Here is a 14337-nt window from a genome sequence, read left to right as displayed (position 1 = left end):
GATGAAAAGTGCCTGCCTATAGTCGGCCAATCACTCAGTCACCGTGCGTAGCCATGATCAAACAACAGCTCGACCGTTTTAACCGCCTGGAACTGCTGGGCGGTGCCACCGCCCTGGAAAAACTCGAGCGGCTGTCGGCCTGGTTGGGCAGGGACATCTACGTCAAGCGCGATGACACCACGCCGCTGGCCATGGGCGGCAACAAGCTGCGCAAACTCGAATACCTGGCGGCCGATGCCCTCGCCCAGGGTGCCGACACCCTGGTGACCGCCGGCGCGATCCAGTCCAACCACGTGCGCCAGACCGCCGCCCTCGCCGCCAAGCTCGGCCTGGGTTGCGTAGCGCTGCTGGAAAACCCCACCGGCACCGAAGACCCCAACTACCTGGGCAACGGCAACCGCCTGTTGCTGGACCTCTTCGACGCCAAGGTCGAATTGGTGGAAAACCTCGACAATGTCGACGACCAACTGAATGCCCTCGCCGACCGCCTGCGCAGCAACGGCAAGAAGCCGTACCTGGTACCGATCGGCGGCTCGAACGCCCTCGGCGCCTTGGGTTACGTGCGTGCCGGCCTTGAGTTGGCGGCGCAAATTGAAGACAGCGGCATCGAGTTTTCCGCCGTGGTGCTGGCGTCCGGCAGTGCGGGCACCCACAGTGGCCTCGCCTTGGCCTTGAGCGACGTGCTGCCGAACCTGCCGGTGGTTGGCGTCACCGTGTCGCGTACCGAAGAAGCACAGTTTCCGAAAGTGCAGGGCCTGGCCGAACGCACCGCCGAGTTGCTGGGCGTAACGGTGCCCGAGGCGTTCAAGGTGATTCTCTGGGACGAATACTTCGGCCCCCGTTATGGCGAGCCGAACGCCGGTACGCTGGCGGCCATCAAGCTGCTCGCCAGCCAGGAAGGCCTGCTGCTGGACCCGGTCTACACTGGCAAGGCCATGGCCGGCTTGTTGGATGGGATCGGGCGTCAACGTTTTGAAGAGGGTCCGATCATTTTCCTGCATACCGGCGGGGCGCCGGCGTTGTTTGCCTACAACTCGGTATTCAATTGAATTAACGCGGACTCAAAAATGTGGGAGCTGGCTTGCCTGCGATAACGGTGCAAAGGTCAGCACATCGGTAGCTGACAGAGCGCCATCGCAGGCAAGCCAGCTCCCACATTGAATAGGTTGTATATTCAATAATCGAATATCAATTTAGATTTATATTATTTTCAAGTCTTAAAAACCCGCTCTATCATCGCGCCGTAGGCGAAGACTCGCTACGCGCTTTAAGGCAGGATACTACTACTGCGTCACCTGCTTCGCTCAACATAAAAAACACAGGGGCTCTTCATGACTATTTCTGTATTGCGTCGCACGTTGTTGGTTGGCACTTTGGGCCTGGCACTCGGGGCTGGCCTGCTCGGCCAGGCAGTGGCCGGCGAGCAGTTGAACAGCATCAAGAAAGCCGGCGAGATCAAGATCGGTCTCGAAGGCACTTACCCACCGTTCAGCTTTGTCGATGAAAGCGGCAAGCTCAGCGGTTTCGAAGTCGAGCTGTCCGAGGCGCTGGCCAAAGAACTGGGCGTGAAGGTCAAACTGCAAGCCACGCCATGGGACGGTATCCTCGCCGCCCTGGAATCCAAGCGCCTGGACGCCGTGGTCAACCAGGTGACCATCTCTGAAGAGCGCAAGAAGAAATACGATTTTTCCAAGCCTTACACCGTCTCCGGTATTCAAGCGCTGGTGCTGAAGAAGAATGTCGACAGCATCAAGACCGCCGACGACCTGGCCGGCAAGAAAGTCGGTGTGGGCCTGGGCACCAACTACGAGCAATGGCTCAAGGACAACCAGCCTAAAGCCATCATCAAGACTTACAACGATGACCCTACCAAGTTCCAGGACCTGCGCATCGGCCGCATCGACGCCATTCTGATCGACCGCCTGGCCGCCCTGGAATACGCCAAGAAAGCCCCGGACACCGCCACCGCCGGCGATGCCTTCTCCCGCCAGGAAGCCGGTATTGCCCTGCGCAAAGGCGAGCCTGAACTGCTCGACGCGGTGAACAAGGCCCTCGACAAGCTGCGCGCCGACGGCACCTTGAAGACGCTGTCCGAGAAGTACTTCAACGCTGACGTCACTCAATAATGGAAGCAGGTTTCCAACTCGCGCTGGACTCCGCGCCCTTTCTACTCAAGGGCGCGTACTACACGGTGATTCTTAGCCTTGGCGGGATGTTTTTCGGCTTGCTGCTGGGCTTCGGCCTCGCCTTGATGCGCCTGTCGCGCTTCAAGTCAGTGAGCTTGCTTGCCCGCGTCTACGTGTCGTTCTTTCGCGGCACGCCCTTGCTGGTGCAGCTGTTCCTGATCTACTACGGCTTGCCGCAAGTGGGCATCGAGCTGGATCCGATCCCGGCGGCCCTGATCGGCTTCTCGCTGAACATGGCCGCCTACGCCTGTGAAATCCTGCGCGCGGCCATCAGCTCCATCGAGCGTGGCCAGTGGGAAGCCGCGGCCAGTATCGGCATGACCCGTGCGCAGACCCTGCGCCGGGCCATCCTGCCGCAGGCAATGCGCACGGCTTTGCCGCCCTTGGGCAACAGCTTTATTTCGCTGGTCAAGGACACCGCGCTGGCGGCCACCATCCAGGTGCCCGAGCTGTTTCGCCAGGCGCAACTGGTGTCGGCACGCACCTTCGAAATCTTCACCATGTATCTCTCTGCAGCCCTGATCTACTGGATCCTGGCGAGCATCCTGGCGCATTTTCAAAATCGTCTGGAAGACCGGGTCAACCGGCATGACCTGGAGTCCTGAAGCATGATCGTGGTTGAAAAACTGACCAAACAATTCAAGGGTCAGGTGGTACTCAACGGCATCGACCTTGAGGTCAAGGAAGGCGAAGTCGTCGCCATCATCGGCCCCAGCGGTTCCGGCAAGACCACCTTCCTGCGCTGCCTGAATTTCCTCGAACAACCCACCAGCGGCCGCATCAAGGTCGGTGACATCGAGATCGACAGCAGCAAGCCGATCAACCAGCAGCAAACCCTGGTGCGACGCCTGCGCCAGCACGTCGGCTTTGTGTTCCAGAACTTCAACCTGTTCCCCCATCGCACCGCGCTGGAAAACGTCATTGAAGGGCCGACCGTGGTCAAGAAGATGCCGCGCGAAGCCGCTGAGGCCCTGGGCCGCAAGCTGCTGGCCAGGGTTGGCCTGGCGGGCAAGGAAGACGCTTACCCTCGGCGTCTGTCCGGTGGCCAGCAACAGCGCGTGGCGATTGCCCGCGCGTTGGCCATGGAGCCGGAAGTGATCCTGTTCGACGAACCGACCTCGGCGCTCGACCCGGAGTTGGTCGGCGAAGTACTGGCAACCATCCGCAGCCTCGCCGAGGAAAACCGCACCATGGTGATCGTCACCCACGAGATGAGTTTTGCCCGTGACGTGGCCAACCGAGTGATCTTCTTCGACAAAGGGGTGATCGTGGAGCAAGGCGAAGCCAAGGCGTTGTTCGCCAACCCGAGGGAAGAACGCACGAAGCAGTTCCTGAGCAAATTCCTCGCCCACTGACACCCTCCCGAGCTTGTGTGGGAGCTGGCTTGCCGGCGATAGCATCACTGCGGTGCGGCGGATCCACCGAGGTGCCTGCATCGCGGGCAAGCCCTGCTCCCACCTGAGCGCGTTCCTACGCGAAGTCCTCGTTTCAACGAGTAAAACGCCCCGCCACACACCCGCTGAAATCCCCCTCACAGTCAGACCCTTCTGAATCTGCAGCAACCCGCCGTTTAGCCCTTTGCCGCCATTGACGCCCCTTGGCCAACCCTCTTATCTAGCACTCAGAGGATTGGATCCTATCCCGGCTATTTTCTGAATCGTTCATTTCGACCCCGTGCGCACCCGCGCCAAGGGGCCGGAACGATTGCTGCTGGCTGCATCAAGGAGATTACTTATGACGCGCACCGCCACCCCGGCCATGCTCCACGCCCCGACGTTGCCCCAGGCACTTCGCAACGGCATCAATGCCCTCGCCGCCACTCAGCTGCAGGTCGATATCGCACCGTACCCCGGCATGGATGAAGGCGACCTGATCGAGCTGTTCTGGAACAACTGCTTTGCGGCTTCACGGCGAATCACGGCCGGCAAGGTCGGCACGTCGACGCGCCTGCGCGTCCCGGAAAGTTTTGTGCAGGACGGCCCGGCGCAGGTGCACTATCAGGTCATGCAGATCGGCCATGGCCCTGCACGCTCGGCGACCACGCAGGTGCGCGTCAAGACCCAATGCCCGGGCGGGCAGCCTGCACAGCTGTACAGCGACGAAAACCACAACCTCGCCCCCGTCGGCCTGCCCGAGACGATCCGCCGCTACGGCGTCAACAGCAGCCAGGTGCGGCGCGGAATTCCGCTGACCATCGAACCCTACCAGCACATGACCACCGGCGATGCCATCACCCTGCGCTGGGGCGATGTGCGCATGGACCTGCCAAGCATCCAGGCCAAGGCCGTCGGCCTGGCCGTGCAGGTCTGGGTGCCGTCGACGGTGATTGTCGAAGCCGGCGACGACTGCCGGCTGGAGGTGACGTACTGCATTCTTGACCGCGTCGGCAACAATTCCCGCTGGGCACCCGCCCGCACGTTGAGGATCGCCGCCTGGGTACCCGCCCGCGCCGGCGGGGCCGCGCAGAGCTATCAGCCACGCCCCCTCGGTTCACCCTGCGAACCTGGGTGACAGACCTTCTATGCATATTCCCAAAAGTTAGTTTATTTAAATATTTAACACGCTTAGGGTATATGCACCGGACCACCGGACATTCCTGATTTTCCTGTTGTTATTTCATTGAATGCGAGGTCGGTATGGTCAGAATTACCCCGGTGCATAACGCCAGGGCATTACGTGCAGCCAAGGAGCGGCGCTGATGTCTAACTTGGCTCTAACACCCCCCCAGAGTGATCTGGACGTAGCCCCTCTGTTGTTGCCGGCCGTCGTGCTGCGCAACGATGCAGAGGCGCTGAACGCCGCCCATGAGCTGGCCCAGGCTGCGCGCCTGCAAGCCGCCAAGCGCGACCAGCAACGCAAGTTGCCGTGGGCACAGATCGAGCAGTTCACCCGCAGTGGGCTGGGCAGTATTTCCATTCCCCGCGAATACGGCGGCCCACAGGTGTCATTCACCACCCTGGCCGACGTGTTCGCGATCATCAGCGCGGCCGACCCGGCCCTCGGGCAGATCCCGCAGAACCATTTCGGCATCCTCCACGTGTTGCAGGGCGCCGCCACCGAACGCCAGAAAAAACAGCTGTTCCAGAGCGTGCTCGACGGCTGGCGCATCGGCAACGCCGGCCCGGAGCGCGGCACCAAGAACACCCTGGAACTCAAGGCCCGCATCACCGGCGAGGGTGACGGCTACGTGATCAGCGGCCAGAAGTTCTACTCCACCGGCGCGCTGTTTGCGCATTGGGTTGCGGTAAAGGCGCTCAACGATGACGGCAAGCAAGTCATGGCGTTCGTGCGCCGTGGAACCGAGGGGCTGCGCATCGTCGACGACTGGTCCGGCTTTGGCCAACGCACCACCGCCAGCGGCACCGTGCTGCTGGACCGGGTACCGGTGGACGCCGAGCTGGTGGTCGAGAACTGGCGCCTCGGCGAAACCCCGACCATCCAGGGCGCCGTGTCGCAACTGATCCAAGCCGCCATCGATGCCGGCATCGCCCGTGGCGCGCTGGATGACACCATTGCCTTCGTGCGTGAGCGCTCGCGCCCGTGGATCGACGCCAAGGTCGAACGGGCCAGCGATGACCTGTACGTGATCGCCGATATCGGCAAGCTGAAAATCGAACTGCACGCCGCCGAAGCGCTGCTGCGCAAGGCCGGCCAGGTGCTGGACCAGGTCAGTGCCGCGCCGATCACCGCGCAGTCCGCCGCCCGTGCGTCGATTGCCGTCGCCGAAGCCAAGGTGCTGACCACTGAAGTGTCGCTGCTGGTCAGCGAAAAGCTCTTCGAACTGGCCGGCAGCCGCGCCACCCTCGCCGAATTCAACCTCGACCGTCACTGGCGCAATGCCCGCGTGCATACGCTGCACGACCCGGTGCGCTGGAAGTATCACGCGGTGGGCGCTTATCGCCTGAACGGCACCTTGCCGGCTCGTCACTCCTGGATTTAACCGACCAGACCTCTGGAGAATACGCATGACCCTTTCTCATCACGTCGCGGTTATCACCAGCGACGAACAAGCCCTTATTGTCGCCAACGACCTGGCCGAAGACTTCCGCCGCGACAGCGCCCAGCGCGACCGCGAGCGCCGCCTGCCGCTGCCTGAACTGGACGTGTTTTCGCGCTCCGGCCTGTGGGGCATCAGCGTGCCCAAGGAATACGGCGGCGCCGGTGTGTCCAACGTCACGCTGGCCAAGGTCATCGCACTGATCGCCCAGGCCGACGCCTCGCTGGGCCAGATTCCGCAAAACCATTTCTATGCCCTGGAAGTGCTGCGCGTAAACGGCACGCCGGCGCAGCAACGCCGCCTGTACGCCGAAGTGCTCGCGGGCCAGCGTTTCGGCAATGCCCTGGCGGAACTGGGCACCAAGACCGCCCATGACCGCGTCACCAGAATTACCCGCGACGGCGACGGCTTTCGCATCACCGGTCGCAAGTTCTACTCCACCGGCGCGATCTACGCCCAGCGCATCCCCACCTCAGTGGTGGATGAACACGGCGTGCAGCAACTGGCGTTTGTCCCCCGCGACAGCGAAGGCCTGAGCGTGATCGACGACTGGAGCGGCTTCGGCCAGCGCACCACCGGCAGCGGTTCGGTGGTGTTCGATAACGTCTGGGTCGCCGCGCAAGACGTGATCCCGTTCCAGAGCGCCTTCGAGCGCCCGACCACCGTCGGCCCGCTGGCGCAGATCCTCCACGCCGCCATCGACACCGGCATCGCCCGCGCCGCCTTCGAGGATGCGCTGCACTTTGTGCGCACCAAGACCCGCCCGTGGATTGACTCCGGTAACGACAAGGCCACCGAAGACCCGCTGACCCTCAAGAGCTTCGGCCACCTGAGTATTCGCCTGCACGCCACCGAGGCATTGCTGGAGCGCTCTGGCGAATTCCTCGACCGCGCCCAGGCCGACAGCAACGCCGAGACCGTGGCGGCAGCCTCCATCGCCGTCGCTGAAGTGCGCGCCCTGAGCACCGAGATTTCCCTGGCCGCTGGCAGCACGCTGTTTGAACTCGCCGGCAGCCAGGCCACCCTCGCCGAGCATGGCCTCGACCGGCACTGGCGCAACGCCCGCGTGCACACCCTGCACGATCCGGTGCGCTGGAAGTACCACGCGGTCGGCAACTACTACCTCAACGATGAAAACCCGCCACTGCGGGGGACCCTCTGATGGCGAAGAAAAAGATCCTGCTCAATGCCTTCAACATGAACTGCATCGGGCATATCAACCACGGCCTGTGGACCCATCCACGGGACACCTCGACCCAATACAAAACCCTCGAGTACTGGACCGACCTCGCGCAAACCCTGGAGCGCGGGCTGTTCGACGGTTTGTTCATCGCCGACATCGTCGGCGTGTACGACGTGTACCAGAACTCCATCGATGTGCCGCTCAAGGAGTCGATCCAACTGCCGGTGAATGACCCGCTGCTGCTGGTCTCGGCGATGGCGGCGGTCACCCGGAACCTCGGTTTCGGCCTGACTGCCAACCTCACCTACGAGCCGCCGTATCTGTTCGCCCGGCGCATGTCCACCCTCGACCACCTGAGCCGTGGCCGGGTCGGCTGGAACATCGTCACCGGCTACCTCGACAGCGCCGCCAAGGCCATGGGCCTTACCGAGCAGGTCGAGCATGACCGGCGCTACGACCAGGCCGATGAGTACCTGGAGGTGCTCTACAAACTCTGGGAAGGCAGTTGGGAAGACGACGCGGTGCTCAACGACCCACAGGCGCGGGTGTATGCGCAGCCGGGCAAGGTGCACAAGGTCGAGCACCATGGCGAGTTCTACCAGGTGGAGGGTTATCACCTCTGCGAGCCTTCGCCACAACGCACGCCGGTGCTGTTCCAGGCCGGCAGTTCGGAGCGTGGCTTGCTGTTCGCCGGGCGCCACGCCGAGTGCGTGTTCATCAGCGGGCAGAACAAGGCCGCGACCAAGGTCCAGGTGGACAAGGTGCGCGCCAGCGCGGTCGAGGCCGGGCGCGACCCGGACGCCATCAAGGTGTTCATGGGCCTCAATGTGATCGTGGGCGCGACCGAGGAACTCGCCTGGAAGAAGCACGCCGAGTACCTGAGCTACGCCAGCCCGGAGGCGGGCGTGGCGCATTTCTCGGCGTCCACCGCGATTGATTTTGCCCAGTACGAACTCGACGAACCGATCCAGTACGTGAAGAGCAACGCGATCCAATCCGCCACCAAGAATCTGCAAAACAACGACTGGACCCGGCGCAAATTGCTTGAGCAACACGCCTTGGGCGGTCGCTACATCACCTTGGTCGGCTCGCCCGAACAAGTCGCCGACGAGCTGGAATCGTGGATCAGCGAAACCGGCCTGGATGGGTTCAACCTCACGCGCATCGTCACCCCGGAAAGCTACGTCGACTTCATCGACCTGGTGGTGCCGGAGTTGCAGAAGCGCGGGTCGTACAAAACCGAATATGCGCAAGGGACGCTGCGGGAAAAAGTCTTCCGCGGCACTGCCCGCCTGCCCGGACAGCACACCGGCTCCACCTACCGCCACTGAACCCTGGAGGAGCCGGCTCCTACAGTTGATCGCGTTATTAACATCGACACCTTATGACTGGAAAACCACTATGAAAAAGACGCTCTTCACTCACCCAGTCAAAGCACTGGTCCTGGCCTTCGGCTTGTTCAGCTCGGCGGTGTTCGCGGCCGATGCGCCGTTGAAAATCGGCACTACCGCCGCCTTCGCGATTCCGCTCGAAGCCGCCGTGGCCGAAGCCGGCAAGCAAGGCCTGAAAGTCGAACTGGTGGAGTTCACCGACTGGATCGCGCCCAACGTCAGCCTGGCCGCCGGCGACATCGACGTGAACTACTTCCAGCACATCCCGTTCCTGGAAAATGCCAAGGCAGCCGCCGGCTTTGACCTGGTGCCGTACGCGCCAGGCATCATCAACAACGTCGGGCTGTATTCGAAGAAGTACAAGAGCATCAACGACCTGCCCCAGGGCGCCAGCGTGGCGATTGCCAACGACCCGATCAACAGCGGTCGCGGCCTGCAACTGCTGGCCAAGGCCGGCTTGATCACGCTCAAGCCGGGCGTGGGCTACAAGGCCACTGAAGAAGACATCGTCGCCAACCCGAAGAAGATCAAGATCCTGCAAGTCGAGGCCGTGCAACTGGTGCGCGCCTATGACGACGCCGACCTGGTGCAGGGCTACCCGGCGTATATCCGCCTGTCCAAGACCTTCGATGCCGAGTCGGCGCTGCTGTTCGACGGCCTCGACCACCCGGAATACGTGATCCAGTTCGTGATCCAGCCCAAGAGCAAAACCGACCCGCGTGTGATCAAGTTCGTCGACATCTACCAGCACTCGCCGGTGGTGCGCGCCGCGCTGGATAAATCCCTTGGCAAGCTCTACCAAGTGGGCTGGGAAGATAAAAAATGACCGCCGCCCACTCTCAACTGCGCGACCTGGGCTTGCCGCCCAGGGACGCCGAGCAGACAGAACTGCACCCTGACCTGAACCGCGCGCACGTGCGCTTTATCAACCTGGGCAAGACCTATGACGGCAACGTGCATGCCCTGCAAGGCATCGACCTGGCAATCCAGCGCGGTGAAGTATTCGGCATCATCGGCCGCAGCGGCGCCGGTAAATCCTCGCTGATCCGCACCATCAATCGCCTGGAGCAACCGAGCAGCGGGCGGGTGCTGATCGATCAGGTGGACATCGGCGACTTCGATGAAGACCGCCTGGTGGCGCTGCGGCGGCGCATCGGCATGATCTTCCAGCACTTCAACCTGATGTCGGCCAAGACCGTGTGGCAGAACGTCGAGCTGCCCCTCAAGGTCGCCGGCGTGCCCAAGCCCCAGCGTGAGCAGAAGGTGCGCGAGCTGCTCGAACTGGTCGGCCTGCAGGACAAACACAAGGCCTACCCGGCGCAGCTTTCCGGCGGGCAGAAACAGCGCGTGGGCATCGCCCGTTCGCTGGTGCACGACCCCGAGATCCTGCTGTGCGACGAGGCCACTTCGGCCCTCGATCCGGAGACCACCCAGTCGATCCTCGGCCTGCTGCGCGAGATCAACCAGCGCCTGGGCCTGACCATCGTATTGATCACCCATGAGATGGCGGTGATCCGCGAAATCTGCGACCGCGTGGTGGTGCTCGAGTACGGGCACATCGTCGAGCAAGGCCCGGTCTGGGAAGTGTTTGGCAACCCGCAGCATGAGGTCAGCAAGACCCTGCTGGCGCCGCTGCAACACGGGCTGCCGCAAGAGCTGCAAAACCGTCTGCAGCCCACGCCCGGCCAGGCGGACGCGGCAGTCGTGCTGCGCTTGCAGTTCACCGGCAACGACACCGACGAGCCGGACCTGGCCGCCTTGTTCGCGGCCCTCGGCGGGCGTGTGCGCTTGCTGCAGGGCGGCGTGGAACGCATCCAGGGCCACGCGCTGGGGCAATTGCTGCTGGCGGTGAATGGTTCACCGCACGACGCCGACGTGCTGCGCAGCCGCGCCGGTAACTGGGCACAACAGGTGGAGGTGCTGGGTTATGTGGTTTGATCGTTTAGTACAAGGCGCCATCGACACCCTGTTGATGGTCGGCGTGTCTTCGTTGATCGCGTTGCTGGTGGGGATTCCGCTGGCGGTGTTCCTGGTCACCAGCGACAAGGGCGGGATCTATCAGGCCCCGGCGCTGAACCGCGTGCTGGGGGCGTTCGTCAATCTGTTCCGCTCGATTCCGTTCCTGATCCTGATGGTGGCGCTGATCCCGTTCACCCGGCTGATCGTCGGCACCACCTATGGCGTATGGGCAGCGGTCGTGCCGCTGACCATCGCCGCTACGCCGTTCTTTGCGCGCATCGCCGAGGTGAGCCTGCGTGAGGTCGACCACGGCCTGATCGAAGCGGCGCAGGCCATGGGCTGCCGGCGCTGGCACATCATCTGGCATGTGCTGTTGCCGGAGGCGCTGCCGGGGATTGTCGGCGGTTTCACGATTACCCTGGTGACCATGATCAACTCGTCGGCCATGGCGGGCGCGATTGGTGCGGGTGGCCTGGGTGACATTGCGTACCGCTATGGTTACCAGCGCTTTGACACGCAGATCATGCTCACGGTCATCGTGCTGCTGGTGATTCTGGTGGCGGTGATTCAGTTGGGTGGCGACCGGTTGGCGCGGGTGCTGAACAAGCGCTGAGTATTGGGGGCTGCTGTACAGCCGGGCGCGTGGCAAGCCCGCTCGCCACAGGGTGGGTCGACCGATTGGGGTATAGTCGGGCCCTCTCAGTGCCCGGTATTGCTCACCATGCCTCTCAAGCCCGACGACCTCGACCAGATCACGTCCACCACCCTCGGCCACTACAACAGCGTGGCCGAGTCTTTCCGCGAAGGTACCCGCGACCACGATGTGAGCCAGAACATCGACGCGCTGCTGCGGCATATCCAGGGGACGGCGCCGTTCACCGTGCTGGATTTGGGCTGCGGGCCGGGCCGGGATTTGCAGACGTTTACCCGCCTGGGTCACATCGCTGTCGGCCTCGACGGCTCCGAGCGCTTTGCGCAGATGGCGCGCGAGGACAGTGGTTGTGAGGTGTTGCAGCAGGACTTCCTCAAGCTGGACCTGCCGGTCGAGCGCTTCGACGGAATATTCGCCAATGCGGTGCTGTTTCATATTCCCAAGCAGGAATTGCCGCGCGTGCTCAAACAGCTGCATGGCGCGCTGAAGCCTGGTGGTGTGTTGTTCAGCTCCAATCCCCGTGGTGAAAATCGCGAGGGCTGGAATGGGCCGCGCTATGGGTCTTATCACGACCTGCAAGCGTGGCAGGCCTTGCTGACGGCGGCAGGGTTCGTGGAGTTGGAGCATTACTATCGGCCGGCCGGGTTACCTCGGGAGCAGCAACCGTGGCTGGCGAGTGTGTGGCGCAAACCTCAGTAGGAGCCCACCTGATAGACCTGGGGCGGCTGCCCCTCGACTAACGCCGTCACACTCCGCGCGGCAAAATCCGCGACCAACCGCGCGCCATCGGCAAAGGTGGTTTCCTGCACTTGCCTGTCCGCCGTCAGCCAACGAAACCCCGTCATCGCCTGGGTTGCCAGCCGCTGGTGCAACGGCCGGAAAAACCGATCCTGGCGCTGTATCAGCGGCAGCCGCTGCTCAATCGTCGAAGCACTCAGGTGATACAACGGCGGCACGTTGTACAGCAGTTGGGTCAGCTCATTCTCAGCCTGCACATTGGTCAGCTTCAGGCTGTCGAACAGCCAATGGTGAGTGGTGATGACCGAGCCGTGGAACACCGCCTGGTACAGCGGCAGGCGCATGGTCGGCGCGAAATACACGGTACGAAACGGCTCATTCAGCGGGACCGCCTTGAAGAACACCGTCGGCTGCTCAGGCGGGTACCAGTTGCCGACGTAATAGGGCGACTGCTTGTCCTGGGTCATCTGGCGATCGCCCCAACCGATCACCGGCGTCTGCATACCGTGGGCGAACAGAATGCCCTGGGCGGTGACAGCGTTGCCATCCTCGGAACCGGCAGGCAGCTTCAGCGCAGTATTCAGCCAGCGGGACGCGTCAACATTGCCTTCGGCATTTTGCGCCTGGGTCATTGGCGCGCCGTCACGGTAGCTGTCAAACAGCATGCTGGTGGCGTAGGCATCGAGGAACCAGGCGTTGAAACCCGCCTTGGCTTGCACCGCCCTCACCCGCGCTTCCAGCAGCGGCCGTACGCAGCGCGGGTCGGTGTAATGGCCGGATTGCTGGAAGCCGGTCTTGAACGTGCCGTCTTTCAGCACAATGGCACAGTCGCGATAGGCCTTGCTGCCCAGGTGGGCGGTGGTCCAGTCCGGATTTTCGGTGGTGGATAACGCGGTTTCATAGGAGTCGTACGGGGCCATCAGGTAACCGGCGTTGACGCCCGCCTGAATCGCTTCCGGGTGCCAGAGGCCGCCCTCCCAGCCTTCACCCAGGGTCAGCAGCAGGCGCTTTAGCCCAGCATCTTGCAGCGCCTGGACGGTCTTGGCCGACAGCGTGCTGCCCCAGGTCTCGGGGCTATCCCTCAAGGCGCCCGCGAACGCCATCGCCAATTCACGGCGCAAGACGCCATAACCTTCGGCCAGTTTGAGCATGTCCGGCTCGTCGGTGGCCAGCCAGGTTTGCCGGGCCTTTTGGTTGATCGCCGCGTTGAAGCCGCGCAGCAGCACGGACTTTTGATAGCGATCCAACGTGCCGGTTTGGGCCAGCACCTGTGCGGCCTCTTTGTCCAATCTGCCCTTGAGCTCATGACCGCGCAGCACCTTCACCAGCAGCGGCCAGTCACGCACATCCTCCGACCCCAGCAGGTCATTGCCCCACAGGTAGACATGACTGGCGCCCAGCAGCTTTTCGGCTTCGGGCGTGCTTCGCAGTTTGTCCGCCAAGGGTTCATAACGGCCCTGCTCCACCAACCATTGACGGTAGCGCTTGGCGCCGGCCAAGGGATCGGCTTCCCCCAGGTGCAGCAGCAGGGTCATCGGTGCGTCCGGGTCGAGCGCGGTGAATTCATGGGCCACTGACAGCGCCAATCCTGCCTGCCAGCGCAGGCGATTGTTGTAGGGATTGGTCAGCAACCAGTTCAAGGTGAACCGCCCGTGGTCCAACCCCCACAGAGGCAGGCTGAGGTCCTGGGTCGTGTTGAAATCACCTTGCTCCAGCAAAAACGCTTTCCACACAGCATTATCGGCCGGCACGTAATGCCCTTCGGCCAACGGCCACATCAGCCCTTTGCCCAGGGCACTGGCGGGTTGCTGAAGAATGGTCAACTTGCCCGGCGAACGCGCGCGAAGGGTCAACTTCAGGTCACGCTGCTCAAGGCTGGCGCTCAACTGAAAGGCGCCGTCGTCCCAATGCCAGCTCGCTTGCTGATCGCGCTGTTCAAGCTGGCTGACAGCACGGGCCGCTACGCCGCTGGAGGCTTCTACGCCCGGTTGACCGTTCGGTGTAGCACGGATGGCTAGAGTGGCCGGCTCGATTTCGACCCGCCACAGGGCGTTTTCCAGGACGGTGGCGAATGTCAGCGGCGAGAGCAGGAGACCGCAGAGCAATGTTATTGAACGCAGGTAGCGCATGGGATTCGGCCCGGACGAAGTGGAAGTCGGCAGGGTAAACCACTCGATGGCGTGCAAGAGCTGTACACGCTAATTCGGGAAGTTTCATACATGCCTCAAGGC

13 protein-coding genes are annotated in these 14337 nt (G+C 62.7%); 12 read left to right on the top strand and 1 reads right to left on the bottom strand.

Going from position 1 to position 14337, the window contains the following annotated elements; genetic code table 11:
• Positions 1-53 precede the first annotated feature (53 nt).
• From NTD80_RS28115 to NTD80_RS28060, 12 genes are all read left to right on the top strand, one after another.
• Entirely contained in the window at positions 54-1049 is a 996-nt protein-coding gene (locus NTD80_RS28115; RefSeq protein WP_065899584.1) for a D-cysteine desulfhydrase, read from the top strand.
• 282 nt (positions 1050-1331) lie between these two features.
• Entirely contained in the window at positions 1332-2126 is a 795-nt protein-coding gene (gene tcyJ / locus NTD80_RS28110) for a cystine ABC transporter substrate-binding protein (protein WP_262135643.1), read from the top strand.
• Positions 2126-2791 carry a cystine ABC transporter permease gene (gene tcyL, locus NTD80_RS28105; protein ID WP_065899582.1) on the top strand — a complete coding sequence of 222 codons (666 nt, stop codon included), beginning with the start codon at positions 2126-2128 and terminating at the stop codon, positions 2789-2791. The genes tcyJ and tcyL overlap by 1 nt, the downstream gene beginning before the upstream one ends.
• A 3-nt stretch (positions 2792-2794) precedes the next feature.
• Positions 2795-3541, top strand: coding sequence for an L-cystine ABC transporter ATP-binding protein TcyN (gene tcyN / locus NTD80_RS28100; RefSeq protein ID WP_065899581.1), 747 nt, complete (start codon positions 2795-2797; stop codon positions 3539-3541).
• A gap of 379 nt (positions 3542-3920) precedes the next feature.
• Positions 3921-4697 carry a hypothetical protein gene (locus NTD80_RS28095; RefSeq protein WP_262135642.1) on the top strand — a complete coding sequence of 259 codons (777 nt, stop codon included), beginning with the start codon at positions 3921-3923 and terminating at the stop codon, positions 4695-4697.
• Positions 4698-4884: 187 nt separating this feature from the next.
• Complete coding sequence (locus tag NTD80_RS28090; protein ID WP_262135641.1) at positions 4885-6126, top strand: SfnB family sulfur acquisition oxidoreductase; 1242 nt, start codon at positions 4885-4887, stop codon at positions 6124-6126.
• A 25-nt stretch (positions 6127-6151) separates the two neighbouring features.
• Positions 6152-7345, top strand: coding sequence for an SfnB family sulfur acquisition oxidoreductase (locus NTD80_RS28085; protein ID WP_262135640.1), 1194 nt, complete (start codon positions 6152-6154; stop codon positions 7343-7345).
• Positions 7345-8697, top strand: coding sequence for an LLM class flavin-dependent oxidoreductase (locus tag NTD80_RS28080; protein WP_262135639.1), 1353 nt, complete (start codon positions 7345-7347; stop codon positions 8695-8697). Before NTD80_RS28085 ends, NTD80_RS28080 begins: the two co-directional genes overlap by 1 nt.
• Before the next feature lie 70 nt (positions 8698-8767).
• Positions 8768-9583, top strand: coding sequence for a MetQ/NlpA family ABC transporter substrate-binding protein (locus tag NTD80_RS28075; protein ID WP_262135638.1), 816 nt, complete (start codon positions 8768-8770; stop codon positions 9581-9583).
• The gene (locus tag NTD80_RS28070; protein WP_106805453.1) at positions 9580-10695 is read left to right on the top strand and encodes a methionine ABC transporter ATP-binding protein; all 1116 of its coding nucleotides are present in this window, start codon (positions 9580-9582) and stop codon (positions 10693-10695) included. Before NTD80_RS28075 ends, NTD80_RS28070 begins: the two co-directional genes overlap by 4 nt.
• Complete coding sequence (locus NTD80_RS28065) at positions 10685-11329, top strand: methionine ABC transporter permease (protein ID WP_016974994.1); 645 nt, start codon at positions 10685-10687, stop codon at positions 11327-11329. The genes NTD80_RS28070 and NTD80_RS28065 overlap by 11 nt, the downstream gene beginning before the upstream one ends.
• Positions 11330-11437: 108 nt before the next feature.
• The gene (locus NTD80_RS28060) at positions 11438-12067 is read left to right on the top strand and encodes a class I SAM-dependent methyltransferase (protein ID WP_262135637.1); all 630 of its coding nucleotides are present in this window, start codon (positions 11438-11440) and stop codon (positions 12065-12067) included.
• Here NTD80_RS28060 and NTD80_RS28055 read toward each other — a convergent pair.
• Positions 12061-14235, bottom strand: coding sequence for a glycoside hydrolase (locus NTD80_RS28055; protein WP_262135636.1), 2175 nt, complete (start codon positions 14233-14235; stop codon positions 12061-12063). The genes NTD80_RS28060 and NTD80_RS28055 overlap by 7 nt on opposite strands.
• Positions 14236-14337: the final 102 nt, after the last annotated feature.

Origin of the sequence: Pseudomonas sp. 13B_2.1_Bac1 (genome assembly GCF_025466155.1) — a bacterium.
In the GTDB taxonomy this organism is placed as follows: Bacteria; Pseudomonadota; Gammaproteobacteria; order Pseudomonadales; family Pseudomonadaceae; genus Aquipseudomonas; species Aquipseudomonas aylmerensis.
This window is presented reverse-complemented; position numbering and strand designations above follow the sequence as displayed.

What these genes read in the sequence shown, in the direction of transcription:
- NTD80_RS28115 (WP_065899584.1), top strand. Translation starts at nt 54, where the DNA reads ATGATCAAACAACAGCTCGACCGTTTTAACCGCCTGGAACTGCTGGGC.
- NTD80_RS28075 (WP_262135638.1), top strand. Translation starts at nt 8,768, where the DNA reads ATGAAAAAGACGCTCTTCACTCACCCAGTCAAAGCACTGGTCCTGGCC.
- NTD80_RS28070 (WP_106805453.1), top strand. Translation starts at nt 9,580, where the DNA reads ATGACCGCCGCCCACTCTCAACTGCGCGACCTGGGCTTGCCGCCCAGG.
- tcyL (WP_065899582.1), top strand. Translation starts at nt 2,126, where the DNA reads ATGGAAGCAGGTTTCCAACTCGCGCTGGACTCCGCGCCCTTTCTACTC.
- NTD80_RS28060 (WP_262135637.1), top strand. Translation starts at nt 11,438, where the DNA reads ATGCCTCTCAAGCCCGACGACCTCGACCAGATCACGTCCACCACCCTC.
- tcyJ (WP_262135643.1), top strand. Translation starts at nt 1,332, where the DNA reads ATGACTATTTCTGTATTGCGTCGCACGTTGTTGGTTGGCACTTTGGGC.
- NTD80_RS28080 (WP_262135639.1), top strand. Translation starts at nt 7,345, where the DNA reads ATGGCGAAGAAAAAGATCCTGCTCAATGCCTTCAACATGAACTGCATC.
- tcyN (WP_065899581.1), top strand. Translation starts at nt 2,795, where the DNA reads ATGATCGTGGTTGAAAAACTGACCAAACAATTCAAGGGTCAGGTGGTA.
- NTD80_RS28065 (WP_016974994.1), top strand. Translation starts at nt 10,685, where the DNA reads ATGTGGTTTGATCGTTTAGTACAAGGCGCCATCGACACCCTGTTGATG.
- NTD80_RS28055 (WP_262135636.1), bottom strand. Translation starts at nt 14,235, where the DNA reads ATGCGCTACCTGCGTTCAATAACATTGCTCTGCGGTCTCCTGCTCTCG.
- NTD80_RS28085 (WP_262135640.1), top strand. Translation starts at nt 6,152, where the DNA reads ATGACCCTTTCTCATCACGTCGCGGTTATCACCAGCGACGAACAAGCC.
- NTD80_RS28090 (WP_262135641.1), top strand. Translation starts at nt 4,885, where the DNA reads ATGTCTAACTTGGCTCTAACACCCCCCCAGAGTGATCTGGACGTAGCC.
- NTD80_RS28095 (WP_262135642.1), top strand. Translation starts at nt 3,921, where the DNA reads ATGACGCGCACCGCCACCCCGGCCATGCTCCACGCCCCGACGTTGCCC.